General features: G+C 62.2%; 11 protein-coding genes. 4 read left to right on the forward strand and 7 right to left on the reverse strand.

Translation table 11 applies throughout. The features are described from left to right. Window positions 1-114: 114 nt before the first annotated feature. A complete protein-coding gene (locus I7X13_RS08225; RefSeq protein WP_198075114.1) occupies window positions 115-798 on the reverse strand; it encodes a GDSL-type esterase/lipase family protein in 684 nt (227 codons plus the stop codon). 63 nt (window positions 799-861) lie between these two features. Here I7X13_RS08225 and I7X13_RS08230 point away from each other — a divergent pair, with 63 nt between their 5' ends. Continuing rightward, window positions 862-1269: a hypothetical protein gene (locus I7X13_RS08230; RefSeq protein WP_198075115.1), complete on the forward strand. Its 408-nt coding sequence runs from the start codon at window positions 862-864 to the stop codon at window positions 1267-1269. A gap of 162 nt (window positions 1270-1431) precedes the next feature. Here I7X13_RS08230 and I7X13_RS08235 read toward each other — a convergent pair whose 3' ends face one another. Beyond that, window positions 1432-2832, reverse strand: a complete 1401-nt coding sequence (locus I7X13_RS08235) for a DUF3500 domain-containing protein (RefSeq protein WP_198075116.1) — start codon at window positions 2830-2832, stop codon at window positions 1432-1434. Between the two features lie 87 nt (window positions 2833-2919). After that, window positions 2920-4242 carry a HupE/UreJ family protein gene (locus I7X13_RS08240; RefSeq protein ID WP_233454721.1) on the reverse strand — a complete coding sequence of 441 codons (1323 nt, stop codon included), beginning with the start codon at window positions 4240-4242 and terminating at the stop codon, window positions 2920-2922. A 384-nt stretch (window positions 4243-4626) separates the two neighbouring features. Between I7X13_RS08240 and I7X13_RS08245 the strand changes: the two genes are divergently transcribed. The 3 genes from I7X13_RS08245 to I7X13_RS08255 all read left to right on the forward strand — a co-directional run bounded on the left by I7X13_RS08245 (window position 4627) and on the right by I7X13_RS08255 (window position 7676). Further along, window positions 4627-5079 (forward strand): BLUF domain-containing protein, encoded by a 453-nt coding sequence (locus tag I7X13_RS08245; protein WP_198067574.1) that lies wholly within the window; start codon window positions 4627-4629, stop codon window positions 5077-5079. A gap of 49 nt (window positions 5080-5128) precedes the next feature. Beyond that, window positions 5129-6994 (forward strand): PAS domain-containing sensor histidine kinase, encoded by a 1866-nt coding sequence (locus tag I7X13_RS08250; RefSeq protein ID WP_198075117.1) that lies wholly within the window; start codon window positions 5129-5131, stop codon window positions 6992-6994. Window positions 6995-7097: 103 nt separating this feature from the next. Further along, complete coding sequence (locus I7X13_RS08255; RefSeq protein WP_198075118.1) at window positions 7098-7676, forward strand: type 1 glutamine amidotransferase domain-containing protein; 579 nt, start codon at window positions 7098-7100, stop codon at window positions 7674-7676. Between the two features lie 156 nt (window positions 7677-7832). Here the strand turns inward: I7X13_RS08255 and I7X13_RS08260 are convergent, their stop codons facing one another. The 4 genes from I7X13_RS08260 to I7X13_RS08275 form a co-directional block, all read right to left on the reverse strand. Further along, entirely contained in the window at window positions 7833-9410 is a 1578-nt protein-coding gene (locus I7X13_RS08260) for an efflux transporter outer membrane subunit (protein ID WP_198075119.1), read from the reverse strand. 48 nt (window positions 9411-9458) lie between these two features. Further along, window positions 9459-12770 (reverse strand): efflux RND transporter permease subunit, encoded by a 3312-nt coding sequence (locus I7X13_RS08265; protein ID WP_198075120.1) that lies wholly within the window; start codon window positions 12768-12770, stop codon window positions 9459-9461. 153 nt (window positions 12771-12923) lie between these two features. After that, the gene (locus tag I7X13_RS08270; protein WP_198067579.1) at window positions 12924-14123 is read right to left on the reverse strand and encodes an efflux RND transporter periplasmic adaptor subunit; all 1200 of its coding nucleotides are present in this window, start codon (window positions 14121-14123) and stop codon (window positions 12924-12926) included. 231 nt (window positions 14124-14354) lie between these two features. Then, entirely contained in the window at window positions 14355-15512 is a 1158-nt protein-coding gene (locus tag I7X13_RS08275; protein WP_198075121.1) for an alpha/beta hydrolase, read from the reverse strand. Window positions 15513-15706 lie beyond the last annotated feature (194 nt).

Below are 15706 nucleotides of genomic sequence, written 5' to 3' on the forward strand. Positions count from 1 at the left end.
TCTCGTCGTTGAAAATTGCGTCTCGTCGTTGAACGAAGTTGTTGAGCATTACCCAACGTTTGCCGTTCAACGACGAGACGCAATTATGCGTCTCTACCTCGTTCAATGTCCTGGCTAGCGCTCCATAATGGCCAGCACAGGCGCTATCAGCAGTCGGGAGCCGGCAGCATCCAAATGCAGGCCGTCGGCGGTCATGGTGTTGATGTCCAGGCCGGGCGTTTGGTAGCCGTTCACGAAGAGGCATTTTGTTCGCTGCGCCACCTTTTTGAAGGCGGCGCTCATGGCACTTACCCGCGCGTTGCCGCCCTGGTATTTGGGCAGGGCTTCCGCTTTCGTGCCATACGGCGGAGGCGAAATGATGATAATGCGGGCCTGACGGATGGCGGGGTAGGGGCAGGTTTTGATTTTGTTGATGAGGGTTTCCAGATTGGCCGGCACTTCGCGTTGGCGGTCGGCAAAAACAGCTTTAGCGTCGTTGGTGCCCAGCTCCAGCACCACAAAATCAAACGGCCGGTCCTTGGTAAACTCTGCCGCTTTCCGCAGGTTCTCATCAATGACCAGCAGCGAATTCAAGGTACTGTCGCCATTGTTCACGAACCCAATGGTGCGGCCCGATTTGCTGATGTTGAAGACCTGCGCGCGGGGCAGGGCCAGCTCCAGCTGCTTAGGCCAGCTGTGCGGAAATGTGCCGTTGCTGTCGCCCAGGGTGAAGATGTTGAGGGGCTTGTCCGACGCCACCGGGGTTTGCGCGCGCAGCAGGGCCGGCAGGAGCAGCAGAAATAGGAGAAGCTTTTTCATGGCAATTAGCAATAGTCAGGTTTTAGCGGTTGCCCCGCCAGTACGTTGGGGTATTTTAGCGCTATGCTTTCATCTTATTCTTCCCAAAGCCTAGACTTTTTGCTGGAAATACTTCCAGACTTGCGCCCCTTTGTAACTGAACAAGAAGATTGTTTTGAAATAAAGATGATTTCACCGTCTGGGTGGGAATTTTGGGTGTCATCAGCAGAGAATGAAATCACTGTTGGCTTTGCCGAATATCACACCCATTTTGGATGGCATGAAGGCGACCCCTCAGACGATGGTACTGATGCAGCCGGGTTCATTCGTTCTCTTCGTACCGGACAGTTAATGTTAGCAGTTTGGTATCAAGGCGATAAATACGTTAGTTCTTGGCCAGTCGAATCTATTCAAGAAGCTCAGCCGAAAACATGGTTTCAGCGCTGGTGGAGAAAGAATCAGCGGCTTCAAACTAAGAAGTGGATTGAATAATTACATAATTCCCCACCTGCACCATACTGCCGTTAATCCCATACCGGTGCTGTTTGAGGAGCCAAGCAGCATCAGCGCCGGTCAGCAGGAGCAGCTTCATCCCACAAAAACGGCCCGCCTGGAAATTCCAGACGAGCCGTTTCAATCACAGAAAATCGACTGCTACTCCACCGTCACGCGCTGCGTAGCGGCGGCGTTGCCGTCGGTCTGCACGCTGAGCAGGTAGAGGCCAGCAGCCATGCTGGTGATGGGGACGGCCACGCCGTTGCCCCGGAAGGTATCGGTGAGGACGGCCTGGCCCAGGGCATTGCGCAGGGTATAAGTGGCAGCGTTGGCGGGGCTAGCCAGCTGCACCTGCAGAGTCTGGCCGGTGCCCACGGGGTTGGGGTACACCGAAAATAACTGCGCCGCGCGGGCCGACTGCGTGCCTGTCACTGTCACGTAGCCCGAGAAGTTTCCGCCGTAGTCGCGGGCGTGGTCGCGCCACACGCTGTGGTAGTGAATCTGGCTACGATAAACCACCCCGGTCTGGCACACAAACTCAATCCAGGCGTTGGGGCCGTCGATGCGCACGTAGTCGCCGTTGGTGGTCAGGGTGCCGGTGCCGGCGTAGGCGATGTAGGTGCCAGCCAGCTGATTGGTGTAGGTGCTCATGAGGCTGGCGGCGGTGGCATCGTCAGAATCCTGCACCCAGGGGCGCATGGCTTCCACCACCAGGGCCTGCTGGGCGGCGGTGAGAGTGCTCACGGCGAGACCTGCTTTGATGGCCGGAAACTGGCCGTCAGTGTTCGGCCCGAGCAGCACGTCGCTGAAGTTTTGGGTGAGCTTGGCGGTGGTTTTCTGGGCCGTGGTGAGGCCATTGAGCATGGCCAGCATTGATGACGCTTCGTTGGAAAGCGGCGCGCAGGCCGTGCCAATGGGAAACACGCTGGCCGTGGTAGTGGTGAAGTTGTGCGGCTCGGTGCCCTCAAACTTGGGGGTGGCCCCGGTCACGGCGCCGTTGCCGTAGGTGATGTTGGTGGCCAGGTGGTGGCCGCCAAACTCCAGCTGCCAGGTGCCGGTGAGCGAGGGCGTGCCAGCAAAGGCAATGAAATAAAGGCCGTTGTTATAGCCGTTGCCACCGCCGCCAGTGTTCAGGTTGTCGTCGGCGGCCCGGATTTGCTGGATTTCGTTGAAGCCGTCGCCGGCCACGGTGCCCGTGGCGGCCTGCACCACGGCCAGGGCGGCGGTTTGCTGCGCGGCGGTGAGGTTGCTCAGCTGCAAGCCAATGCGGCACTGGGCCCCGCACGGCAAGTTCGACCACTTGATGGCGTTGGCGGCGGTGTAGGAGTTGATGAGCGTGGCCTGCTGGGCCGAGCTGAGCGTGGCAATAAAGGCGTTGGCGGCGTTCACCACATCGGTTACGGTGGCGGTGGTGGCTTTGGTGCCTTTCAGGGTTTTGGCGGCGGCGGGCATCCGCAGGGCGGTGTGCTCGGCCGGGGCCGTGGGGGCGAAGAATTCCGCCACCCGGTCGAGGGCCGGGAAGGCGAAGAGCAGGGGCGCTGCCAGTAGGAATCTGTTCATGATGATGAGGGAATGTAGCGTGGACTCGGCGAGTCCGCGCATGGGTTGAGGTTCGTTCAGGCGCGGACTCGCCGAGTCCACGCTGCATTATGCCAATTGGCTTTTATGCTGCCGCCAATGGCTGGCTAGCGCTGCCACGGCCAGCGCCGCCAGCAGCCACGGCGCGTATTGTGCCACGCGGCCCACCACGCCCGCGAACAGGTTGGCCTGGCCCGAGCTGCGCTCCACAATCCAGGCCCCGGCGGCCACGGCCGCGAGGATGGCCCCGGCCACGCGCACGGCAGCGTAGCTGGGCGTGCGGCTCAGCAAAATCAGCCAGGGCACGGTGAGGGCGATGACGAATAGCTGCATCAATTCAATGCCGATGTTAAAGCCCAGAATGCTGAGGGCCATGGGGCCGGCGGGCAGGTGCAGTTCGGCCAAAGTGCTGGCAAACGCCAGTCCGTGTACCAGTCCGAAGCCCGCCGCCACCCACGCCTCGCGCCCCGGAAACAACGGCCGCAGCGCGTGCGCCGCCGACACGAGAATGGACACCGCAATTAGAATCTCGACGGGTTGGCTCGGCAGCCGCAGCCAGCCCAGCGCCCCCGCCAGCAGCGTAAGCGAGTGCCCCAGGGTGAAGGCGGTCACCACTTTTAACAGCCGAACCAAGCTGTAGCGCACCCCGCCAAACCGCCCCCAGCGCCCGCCCTTGGTGAGCAGTAGCGGCGCGGGCAGCAACAGCACCAGCAGAAACATGAGGTGGTCGGTGCCCTCGGCAATGTGGCGCACGCCCAGGCCCACCATGCCCCGGAAGCCCGCCCACCAATTGCCGGCGGCCTGGTTGATGACGAGCGGCGGAATGAAATTGTCGCGCACATCGAGCCGGATAATGCCGACTTCGCTGGGGGCTTCCGCGCCCACACGACCGGTTTCCCAGTCGCGGCGGACGGACACCAACGCAACGTGCGTCACGACCTGGTGCACGATGACATCATAGAAAAACGTGAAGGCTCGGGGCGTTTCGCCGGCGGCCGGCGTGAGCCAGAGGTGAGCCGTGAGCTGCTGGTAGGGGCCGGTGTTGGTTTGCTCGGCAGCGTGCACGCTCAGGTCGCGCACAGCCACGGTCCAGGCGTTGCCATCGGGGCTCACGGGGCGCACGTGCTGGGCTAGGTACTCGCGCAGCGCGGGGCCGAGGCGGGCCACCAGGGTTTCGGGGTGCATGGCCACGTCGTGGCCGAAGGCGGCCTGGAGCTCGCCCAGCGGCAGCTGCAATTCGGCCCCCACGCCGGTGGGGTGCAGGTCGAGCAGCACCACCGAGTTGGGCATGGGGTGGGCGCTGGCGGCCGCTACGCTCAGCCAGGCTACCAGCGCCCACAAGATTGGCCGCCGCAGCCGCAGGAAACAATACAGAAAACGTAGCCAGACCATGTAGTTGGGGAGCCTATTGGAAAGAAGAATTACCCAAAAATCCCGTGGCCTCGCTACTCCCCAAAACGTATTCGCCCGTTTGCCCGCTAGTCCCGACGAGTTCCGCCCTGCAACCGACCGCATCAAAATAGCTTCACTGCCAGCAGGTTTGTCGGCGAGCTGGTGATATTAGCCTCGCAGTAGCGGCCAGCCTTATTGCCACTGCGAGGCTAATGCCAGCTGGGGCTGTACTTTTACCAACCCGCAAGGCAGTAGCAAGCCATTGAACCGGTCATTTTCAGAAAGCGCATATCTTATCTGACCTCACTGCGTAGTAGGGCAGTTCTTACTATTCGCACCTAACTTGCCTCAACGGTACCGCCGCGTTCGCCGCTGTCTCTGATTATGATTCATATTGTGTACATGAGCCGGGCGGTGCGCCCGCTCTCCGACCAGGATTTGCAGTCCCTTCTCGACCAGTGCCGCCGCGACAATGCCGCGCGCAACGTCACGGGCGTGCTGTTCTACAGCCACGGCAACATCGCCCAGCTCATCGAAGGCGAAAAGGAGGTGCTGGAACCGCTGTTCGAAGTCATCTCGCGCGACGGGCGGCACTCCAACGTGGTTAAGCTGGTGGATAAGCCCATCAGTACCCGCAGCTTCAAGGACTGGTCGATGGCTTTTCACCCCATCGAGCCCAGTGGTTTCGAGGCCTTGCAGGGGTTTCTGCTGCCCCATCACCTGCCGCCGCCTCCCAGCTCGCTCAGCATTGCCGATGCCATGTTGGTCGATTTAGTAAAGCTGGCCGTCTTCGGTGCCGACGCCACCCCGTCGGAACCCACGCTGGCGCATGCATAGTCCGTGCGCATTGGTGGGGCCTGTGGGGTCCCTTTTAGTACCTTAGGCCATGCGTGAGCAGCAACTGCAAGACATTCTGCGGCACATGCCGGCGGGCGTGGCCACGCTGCAGGGCGAAGCGCTGCGCTTCGGTTTCGTGAACGAAGCCATGCAAGCCGTGCTGGGAGCGCCCGTGCAGGAAGGCCAGGCCGTGGCCGACCATCCCGGCACCATCCCCGCCGATTTGCTGGACGTGATGCAGCAGGTGTTCCGCTCGGGCCGGCCCTACGTGGCCAAATCCTACGGCATCCCGCTGCCCGCCACCGATGACCAGAATCCCACGCCCCGCTACTTCGACATTGCCCTGGAACCGGTGCGCGAAGGCGACGGGCCCGTGAGTGGCCTGCTGCTGTTTGCCATGGACGTGACGGCGCAGGAGGAAGCCCGGCAGAAGGCTCATCACCTGGCCATCGAAACCCGCCGCCTCGACACGCGCCTGCGGGTGCTGACGGAAACGGTACCCCAAATCACCTTCACTGTCGATGCTGACGGCCGGTACGAGTACGTGAGCCCGCAGTGGTACTACTACACCGGCCAGCCGCCCACGGCCGATTTGAACGCCATCTGGCCCCTGCTCATTCACCCCGACGACCGCCTGCGCGTGCTCTACCAGTCCGATTCGGCCCGGGCGGCCGGCATTGGCTGGAGCTACGAGTACCGCCTGCGCCGGCACGACGGCCAGTATCGCTGGCTGCTGAGCCGCGCCCTGCCCGAGCTACACGGCCCTGACCAGGCCGTGTTCTGGCACGGCGCGCTCACGGAAGTGCACGACCAGCGCGAGTTGGCCGAAGCCCTGCGCCGCGGCGAGGCCGAACTGCGCTTCCTGGCCGACAGCATTCCGGAGCTTATCTGGACGGCCACGGCCGAGGGCTTTATCGATTACTACAACGAATACACTGCCGAATACTCGGGCCTGACCAAAGCCGAGCTGGGCCCCACCGGCTGGATAAACCTGCTCGACCCCAGCGAGCAGGCCGGGGCCGCCCGTCGCTGGGTGCACAGCATTGCTACCGGCGAGCCCTACGAGGGCCTGTTCCGGATGCGGCGGCACGACGGGCGCTACCGCTGGCACATCATCCGGGCGCGGCAGCTGGCCGACGAGCGCGGGCCGCGCTGGTTTGGGGCCTGCACCGACGTGGACGACCAGCACCGCCTGCGCGAGGTGCTGCAAACTCAGTACGACGAGCTGGCCCGCACCAACCGCGACCTCGACACCTTCGTGTACACGGCCTCGCACGACCTCAAGCAGCCCTTGCTCAACCTGCGCGGCCTGTTTGATGAGCTGCGCCGCACGGCTACCTTCGACGACCCGGAGGAAGGCGAAATCGTGGGCATGTTGGACCAGGCCCTGAGCCAGCTCGATGCCACGCTGCAGGAGCTGGCCGAAACTGTGGAAGACCAGCGTGGCCTCTCCGCCACCCCCGAAACACTGGAGCTGCGCAGCGTGGCCGACGAAGTGCTACTGGGTCTGCGCACCCAGGTGCAGGAATCCGGGGCTGTTATCGACCTGGATTTTGCGGCGGCGCCCACGCTCACCTACGGCCGGGCCAACCTGCGCTCCATTCTCCACAACCTGTTCAGCAACGCCCTCAAGTTCGCCGACCCCACACGGCCGCCGCACATCCAGGTGCGCAGCGGCATTGCCAATACCGGCCAGCCCTTCCTCGCGGTGCAGGACAATGGCCTGGGCATGAAACTGCCCAGCCACCGGGCCCCGGTGTTCCAGCCGTTTGCCCGCCAGCACCCGCACATTGCCGGGGCCGGCGTGGGCATGTACCTCGTGCAGCGCATTGTGGCTAGCCGCGGCGGGCACCTGGAGGTAAGCAGCACCGTGGGTGCGGGCACCACCTTCACCGTGCACTGGTTTGGGGCCTGATGCCATAATTTTCTTCAACGAAAGGCATAAAGTGGGCGTAAAGCAAAGGGCCGGGCACAATCCCGGCCTTTTGCTATTTCCGCTATTTCTCTTTCAAAACACCATGAGCATTTTCAGCAGCGACAAACTAAAGGGCAAGAAAATTGCCATCATCGCCACCGACGGCTTCGAGCAGGCCGAGCTCGATGAGCCCAAGAAATACCTTGAGGGCGAGGGCGCCGAAACCCACGTCATTTCCCTCAGAAGCGGCTCCATCAAGGGCTGGGACGGCCCCAAAAAGGACTGGGGCGACAAAGTTGACGTCGACAAAGTCATCACCGACGCGAAGCCGGCCGACTACGACGCTCTGGTGCTGCCCGGCGGCCAGATGAACCCCGATATCCTGCGCATGAACAAGGACGTGGTGGCTTTCGTGAAGGAGTTTGCCGGCTCGGGCAAAGTGCTGGCCGCCATCTGCCACGGCCCTTGGCTGCTGGTGGAGGCCGATGTGGTGCGCGGCAAGCGCGTAACCAGCTGGCCCAGCGTACACACCGACCTCAAAAACGCCGGTGCCCACTGGGAAGATTCGGAAGTGGTGTGCGACCACGGCCTCATCACCAGCCGCAAACCGGAAGACATTCCGGCTTTCAACAAGAAGATTGTGGAGGAAATGCTGGAGCCCCAGCACGGCGGCCACAACTAAGCCGTTTCTCAGCTGGTGCCGGGAAAAAGTCTGTCATCCTGAGCGCAGCGAAGGACCTTACCACGTTCAAACAGCTTGTTCTGACGTGATAAGGTCCTTCGCTGCGCTCAGGATGACAGACTTTTTAGCTATACAGTTCTCACCAAATCAAACCCGCTACCGCCAGCCGCCTCCCAGCGCGTGGTACAAGTCCGTCACAGCCTGGCGCTGCTGCAGCTGGTCGTTTACCCCACTTAGCTGGGCCTGGAGCAGGTTTTGCCTGGCCGTGAGCACCTCGGTGTAGTTGGCGAAGCCGGCCCGCAACAGTTCCTGCGTGTATTCGACCGACTTGCGGAGCGACTCCAGCTGCAGGGCGCGCAGGCGGGCTTTATCGGCGGCGCTTTGGTAGGAAAAGAGAGCGTTTGAAACCTCCTGGCCGGCCACAAACATGGTTTGCTGGTAGGTGTTGAGGTATTCTTTCTGCAAGGCCTCCGACCGGCGCAGGCGCGCCCGGTTAAGCCCTTGGCTGAAAATGGGTTGGGCCAGCCCGCCCACCACGCTGGCGAATATGGCCGTGGGCGAGAACAAATTGGTGAGCGTGGTGCTGGTCAGCCCGCCGTTGGCCGTGATGGTGAAGCTGGGGTAGAAATAGGCCCGCGCCGCGTTGGTTTGCTCGAAGGTGGACTCAAAGGCAAATTCGGCCTGCTGCACATCGGGGCGGTTGCGCAGCAGCTGGCCGGGCACGCCGGTGAGCAGGGGCGGGGCCGCATCCTGGGTGGCCAGTGTGCTGCGCTCGATGGGGCCGGGCGTGCGGCCCAGCAGCGTGGCCAGCAGGTTTTCCGTCTCGCGGATGTTGCGCTGCAGGTCCGGAATGGTGACTTCGGCGGCGTAGCGCTGGGCCTCGCTCTGCACCACGGCGGCACCGGTCACTACGTCGCCCTCCAGCAGCAGGCGCATGGTTTCCACATCCTTGATGCGGAGCTGCACTGTTTGCTGGGTGATGTCGAGCTGGGCATCGAGGGCCAGCAGGGCGTAATAGTTGTCGGCGATGTCGGCGATGAGCTGGGTTTGCACCACGCGGCGGTAGGCTTCGCTTTGGCGCACGGCGGCAGCGTAGGAGCGTTTGGTGCTGCGCAGCTTGCCCCACACGTCGGCTTCCCAGCTACTGCTCAGGCCCAGCAGGTATTGGTGCGCCGTGCCGCCGGTGACGACGGAGGATTGGTCGGTGGTGGTCGTGCCGGTGGTGGTACCGGTAGTTGTGCCCGTGGTGGTGCCGCCGGTGGTGGTGCCGGTAGTCGTTCCGCCGGTTGTAGTGCCTCCAGTGGTGCCGCCGGTGGTCGTTCCGCCCGTCGTGGTGCCCGTGGTTGTGCCGGTGGTCGTGGTGCTGCCGCCGGTGCCCGTGCTCACGAAAGCGCCGCCGATACGCGAGAGGGTAGTGGTGGCGCGGGCGCTGAGGCTGGGCAGGAAGGCGGCGCGGCTTTGGGCCAGCAGGGCCTGGTTTTGCTCGATGCGGGCCAGTGCCACTTGCAAATTACGGTTGTTGGTTAAGCCTTCGGCGATGAGCTTTTGTAGCTGCGGGTCAGTGAAGAGTTGTTGCCAGGGGCGGGCGGCCAAGGAAGTTGTATCCGTCGTGGCCGCGTCGCGGAACAGGCCGGTGGTGGCCGTTTCGGGGCGATTATAGGGGTGCAGCAGCTGGCAGCCAGCCGCCAGCGCGAGCACAGGAGAGAGATACTTAAGGAATTTGCTGGCAGTCATTGCAGTGGAATTAATTCTGGTACGCGGGCCGGTGGAGCACTGGCAACGCTAGGCCACAGCGGGTTCGGGCTGCGGCTTATCCTCGGGTTTGTTATCCGGCTTCTTCTCCCCATCCTTCGCGGGCGGGCCGCCTTCGGCTTCCTCTTTTTCCAGTTGCTCTTTAGTTTTCGGCGGGCCGCTGATGGCTTCCTGCAAGCCTTCAAAAACGACAAAGAGCACGGGGATGAAAAACACCCCGACCAGCGTGCCAAACAGCATGCCGCCAATGGCCCCGGCCCCAATGCTCTTGTTGCCATTGGCCCCCGCGCCGCTGGCAAAGAGCAGCGGCATCAGGCCAAATACGAAGGCGAATGAAGTCATCAGAATAGGGCGCAGGCGAGCTTTGGCCCCTTCAATGGCCGCTTCCATGATTTCCATGCCGTCGTCGCGGCGTCGGGCTAGCGAGAATTCGATGATGAGGATGGCGTTTTTGGCCAGCAGGCCGATAAGCATAATCACCGAAATCTGCAGGTAGATGTTGTTATCGATGCCGAAAAGCTTGGCGAACAAATACGTGCCGCACAAGCCAATCGGAATCGAAAGCAGCACCGCAAACGGCAGGATATAGCTCTCGTACTGCGCGCTCAGCAGCAGGTATACAAACACTAATGACAGCCCGAAAATGTAGAGCGACTGCTTGCCGCTGCCTTGCTCTTCGCGGCTGATGCCCGAAAACTCGTAGCCATAGCCGGCCGGCAGCTTCTGCGCCACTTCCTGAATGGCCAGCAGCGCCTCGCCCGAACTGCTGCCTTCCTTGGGCGAGCCGTTCACCGAAATGGAGGTGAACAGGTTGAAGCGCGAGAGGCTTTCGGGGCCGTAGATGCGCGTCAGGGTCACGAATTCGGTGAGCGGGGCCATCACGCCGTCGGCGTTGCGCACGAAGACTTTGCTCAGGCCCTCGGGGTTGGCGCGGTAGGCCGAGTCGGCCTGCACCATCACCCGGTACTGCTTGCCAAACTGGTTGAAGTTGGAGGCGTAGGAGCCACCGTAGAATACCTGCATGGCATTCAGCACGTCTTTTTCCGTCAGGCCGGCCTGTTTCACCTTGGCCACGTTCACACTCAGCTGGTACTGAGGGAAACCGGGGTTGAAGGCCGTGCTGGCGTACTGAATTTCAGGCCGTTTATTCAGCTCGGCCAGAAAATCCTGCGCCACTTTGAAAAACTCAGCCGTGGTGTGTCCGCCCTTGTCCTGAAGCTGGAAGGTGAAGCCGCCGGTGGCGCCAAAGCCCGTGATGGTGGGCTGGGAAATGGCCCGGATATCACCGGCCCGAATATTGGCCGTGAGCTTGCTTATCTCCTTGATAACGGCCTCGTTGTTCATCTTCTTGCGCTCGTCCCAGGGCTTGAGGCGCACGATGACCATGCCGTAGGCGCTGCCCTGCCCGGCCAGGAAATTCTGGCCCGTGATGCGCAGGGTGCCCTTCACCGCCGGAATGGTCCGAATCAGGCTATCGACTTGGGTGTTCACGGCCGTGGTGCGCTCCAGCGTGGAGGCCGGCGGTAGGCTCACGTTTACGAAAATGGTGCCCATGTCTTCGTTCGGCACGAAGCTGCTGGGCGTGGTCGTCATCAGGAAATACAGCCCCGCCCCAAAGCCCGCCACCGCAATCAGCGACAGCCACTTGCGGGCCGAAAGGAACGTGACGGCCTTGGTGTATTTGCCCACCAGCGCATCGTAAGCCGCATTGAAGGCGATGCTGAACCGCTTCATGAAGCCCTTTTTCTGCGGCGGTTTCTGCGCATCTTTTGCTTCGGCAGCTGCTTTGGGGTCGGTGGTTTTTTCCTCGTTTTGCGCTTCCTCGGTTTCAGCCTCGCCCTCGTGGTGGGGCGGTTTCAGAAACAGGGCTGCCAGCGCCGGGCAAAGGGTCAGGGCATTCACGGCTGAAATCAGAATGGCCACCGCCAGCGTGATGCCGAACTGCTTGTAAAAAACCCCCACCGAGCCGGTGATGAACGTGACCGGCAGAAACACGGCCGCCATCACCAGCGTGATGCTGAGAATGGCCCCGGTTATCTCGCTCATGGCATCGATGGCGGCCTTACGCGGGGAAGTGTAGCCGCCTTCGAGCTTGGCGTGCACGGCCTCCACCACCACAATGGCGTCATCGACCACAATGCCAATGGCCAGCACCAACGCAAACAGCGTGAGTAGGTTGATGCTGTACCCGAAGACCTTGAGAAAGAAAAACGTGCCGATAATAGACACCGGCACCGACACGCCGTGAATAATAGTGGACCGGAAATCCTGTAGAAAGATGAAAATCACCAGGAACACCAGCGCAAAACATTCCAGCAGCGTGTGAATCACCTTGCTGATGGAGGCGTCCAGGAAATCGTTGATATTAACCAGGTTGGTGTAGTGAATGCCGGCCGGAAACGACTTTTCAGCTGTCTTCAGCACCTCCAGCGACTTCTCAATCACGTCGCGGGCATTGGAGCCCGGCGTCTGGTTCACCGAAATGCCCACCGAGGGCTTGCCGAAGGTGGCGCTGTTGCTGCTGTAGGCCTGGGCGCCCAGCTCCAGCCGGGCCACGTCCTTGAGGTGCAGCAGCTGGCCCGAGCCCGTGCTCTTGAGAATGATGTTCTCGAACTGCTCCACCGACACCAGCTTGCCGGTGTACTTGATGACGTACTGGAAGCTCTGGTCGGAGTTTTCGCCGAATTTGCCAGGGGCGGCTTCCACATTTTGGTCAGCCAGCGCGGCCGAGATGTCGGCCGGCGTGAGGCCGTAGATGGCCATCACATCGGGCTTGAGCCAGACGCGCATGGCATAGTCGCGCGAGCCGAAAGCATTGGAGTTGCCCACCCCGTTCACCCGCTTGATTTGCGGCACGATGTTAATCTGGGCGTAGTTCTGGAGGAAGGTCTGGTCGTAGGCCGGGTTGTCGGAGTAGAGGGCGAAAATCAGCAGGTTGCTGCTCTGTTGCTTGCGTACGGTCACGCCGGCTAGAGTCACTTCCTGGGGCAGCAGGCTGGTGGCGCTGGCCACGCGGTTCTGCACGTCCACGGCGGCCTGGTCGGGGTCGGTGCCCACGTTGAAGTACACCTGAATGCTGCCCGCGCCTTCGTTGGTGGCCGAGGACGTCATGTAAGTCATGCCTTCCACGCCGTTTATCTGCTCTTCCAGCGGCACCAGCACGCTTTTCAGCACCACGTCGGCGTTGGCGCCCGCGTAGCTGGCCGATACCTGCACGGTGGGCGGCGAAATGTCGGGGTACTGCGCAATGGGCAGCTGCAGCAGCCCCAGCACGCCCAACAGCACGATTATCACCGAAATAACGGTGGAGAGCACGGGGCGCTCGATGAATATTTTTAGCATAAACCTGACGGATAACCTCACCCCCGGCCCCCTCTCCTTGGGAGAGGGGGAGCCTGACGAATCAGGCGCGGGGAATCTTTTGGAAAATAAAACGAGAGCAAGGCGCGGGACTGGCTCCCCCTCTCCCCAAGGAGAGGGGGCCGGGGGAAGAGGTTACCCGCCCGCAACGTCCTCTTTCTTTGGCACGGCCTTCACCACTTTCGGCCGAATCTTCGCGCCCTCTTTCAGTCCGCTGATGCCTTCGAGCACCACTTGCTGACCTGCTTTCAGGCCTTTCTGCACCACAAACGACGCCCCATCCGGCGTGGGCACCACCGTGATGGCGGCGGCGTGCGCGGCCGTATCGCGGCCTACTACATAGGCGAAGCGCTTGCCCTGCAACTCGTAGGTGGCGCTTTGCGGGATGATGAGGGCATTATCCATTGGGCGCTGGGTGCGCACCGAGCCGCTGCTGCCGCTGCGCAGCAGCCCCTGCGGGTTGGGGAAGGTGGCGCGGAAGCTGCTGGCGCCGGTTTCGGTGTTAATCTGACCGATGGCGGTTTTTACGCGGCCGTGGTAGGGGTACACGCTGCCGTCGGCCAGCACCAGCAGCACGTCGGGCACGTTCGAGAGCTTTTCCTGCAGGGTGTTGCCGGGGCGGCGGCGGGCAAAATCCAGCAGTGCTTTTTCACTAAGCGAGAAGTAGGCGTACACGTTGCCGGTGCTGGAAATGGTGGTGAGCGGGTCGGCCGAGGTGCTGCTCACCAGGCTGCCGATTTTGTTGGGGATGGTGCCCATCACGCCATCCACCGGGCTGGTGATAGTGGTGTAGCCCAGGTTAGTGAGAGCATTGGCCAGCGTGGCCTGCGCCTGCGCCAGGGCGGCTTCCTTCGATTCAAGGGTGTACTGCGCACCCTCCAACTGGTACTTGCTGATGATGCCTTTCTCAACCAGCGGCCGCACTTTTTCTACGCCCATGCGGGCGGCATCCACGTCGGCCTGCGCGGTTTTGATACCGGCGCGGGCCGTGCGCACTTCCTGCTCGTACTGCGGCGCGCTGATGTGGAAAAGCTTCTGGCCCTTCTTCACGCTGGCGCCTTCGTCTACGTAAATGGCTTCCACAAACCCGTCTACTTTGGGCCGGATTTCCACGTTCTGCTGCCCCTGAATGGTGGCGGGATAGTCCTGAAACAGCGTCACGGTATCAGGCCGCACCACCAGCACCGGGTAGTCCTTGATGGGCGCGGGGCCGCCATCTTTGCCGCCCTTGCCACCCGGGCCGCCGGCTTCGTCGTCTTTTTTCTTCGAGTTGCAGGCCGCCACGCTCAGCAGTATCAGCAGCAGGGCCGCCCGGCCAGGCAAAAATATTTTCATATGCAGTAACACTGCTCCGCGTTTGTATGCGAGCTGTTTACCGATACGAAAGCAGGCTACAAAAAGCCGAGTTCAGCACGCTGTAATCGGCCTGAGCCGGTGCCCGCCCGACCACCGGCCCAACTTTGCTGACCAAGCCCACCGCACTAGCTGGAAATGGAAAAGCCCGACAAATTGAATTGTCGGGCTTTTCCATCTTGTCTCAGGTACGAAAGCGGAAAGCGGCCAATGCTATTTCTGGCTCATAATCCAGGTGTAAATGTTGGCCTGGGCGTCGGGCGAAACCGGCGCGGGCGACATGCCGGCGGCCTCTTCCTTGCTAATCTGCAGGGCGTGGTTTAGGCCGGGCACGTGCATTTCCGTCACGCGGGCATTGGCGCGGAGGCCTTTTTTGAGCAGCGCCAGGTTAACCAAGGCGTTTACTTCGGCATCGTCGTCGCCGTGAAGCAGCAGCACGGGGCACTGCACTTTCGGCAGCGCAGCCACGGGGTCGAAGGCCAGGTAGTTGCGGTAGGCGGGCGTGGTCAGGGTATGCACGCTGGCCTGCACGTCCTGCGGGGCAATGCCAGTGTAGCGCTGGCGCAGCATGTTGCTGAGAATGGCCTGGGCCTGGGCATTATCGGGCGTTTGGCGCACTATTTCCAGCATGGCGCGCTGGTGCTTCACCAAGTTCTCCTCGTCGCGGCGCATGGCCATTTTCTGGCGCAGGCGCTGCTGGTCCAGGTAGGTTTGCACCTGGGCGCTGTTCGAGCCGTGGGCTCGCAGCCTGGCGGCCTCCTGCTCGGCAGCCACCTGGTCGAGCCGGTACTTGCGCTGGCGCTGCGCGTCGGTCGAGTCCTGGCCGAGCACCTTGCCATACATGGTGGGCTGGGCGGCCAGCAGCTCGCGGCCGGGCAGGCCCGATGCGGCCAGCGCCACCACAAACGTGGGAGCCTGTAGCTGCGCGCTGGCCAGCAGGGCCACGTTGCCGCCCTCGCCGTGGCCAATGAGGCCCAGCCGCGTCACATCAACCTGGGGGCGGGTGCGCAGGTAGTTCAGGGCGGCCAGGGCATCGGCCGAGCGGTCGGCCACCGTGCCGGGGCCTTCGCTCGCGCTGCGCTCCTGAAGGCGCAGCACCACCATGCCCTGGCTCACGAGGTAGTCGGCCAGGCTGCTCAGTAGTTGCTTATCGGCCTCGTTAGGAGCCAGGGTGCCGGCTTCGTGCTCGGGCAGCAGCACGACCGCCGGGAAAGGGCCGGCGCCTGTGGGCAGCCGCAGAATGCCGTTGAGACGCGTGCCGCCAGCGGGCGACGTGAGCACCACGGCCTCGACCCGGTCGAGGGTGCTAGCCTGCGCACCGAACGTCAGCAGCAGGCAAATGGAGGCGAAAACGGAGAAGAAAAAACGCATAAACAGGCGGCTGAAATCCGGGCTTCCCGGCAATGCCTTGGGCGAGGGCGGTGGCGGGAGAGCTACGCAAAGCTCTCCTCCCGGAATTTCCGACAGCCAGCTTTTCCGTCGAACCTGCCTGTTCTGTCGGTTTACAACGCCTACTGCCGCACGAACGAAAATTGGTTTTTCTCAAAATGGGCCAATCATCCCAG

The organism is Hymenobacter negativus (assembly GCF_016056375.1).
GTDB lineage: Bacteria > Bacteroidota > Bacteroidia > Cytophagales > Hymenobacteraceae > Hymenobacter > Hymenobacter negativus_A.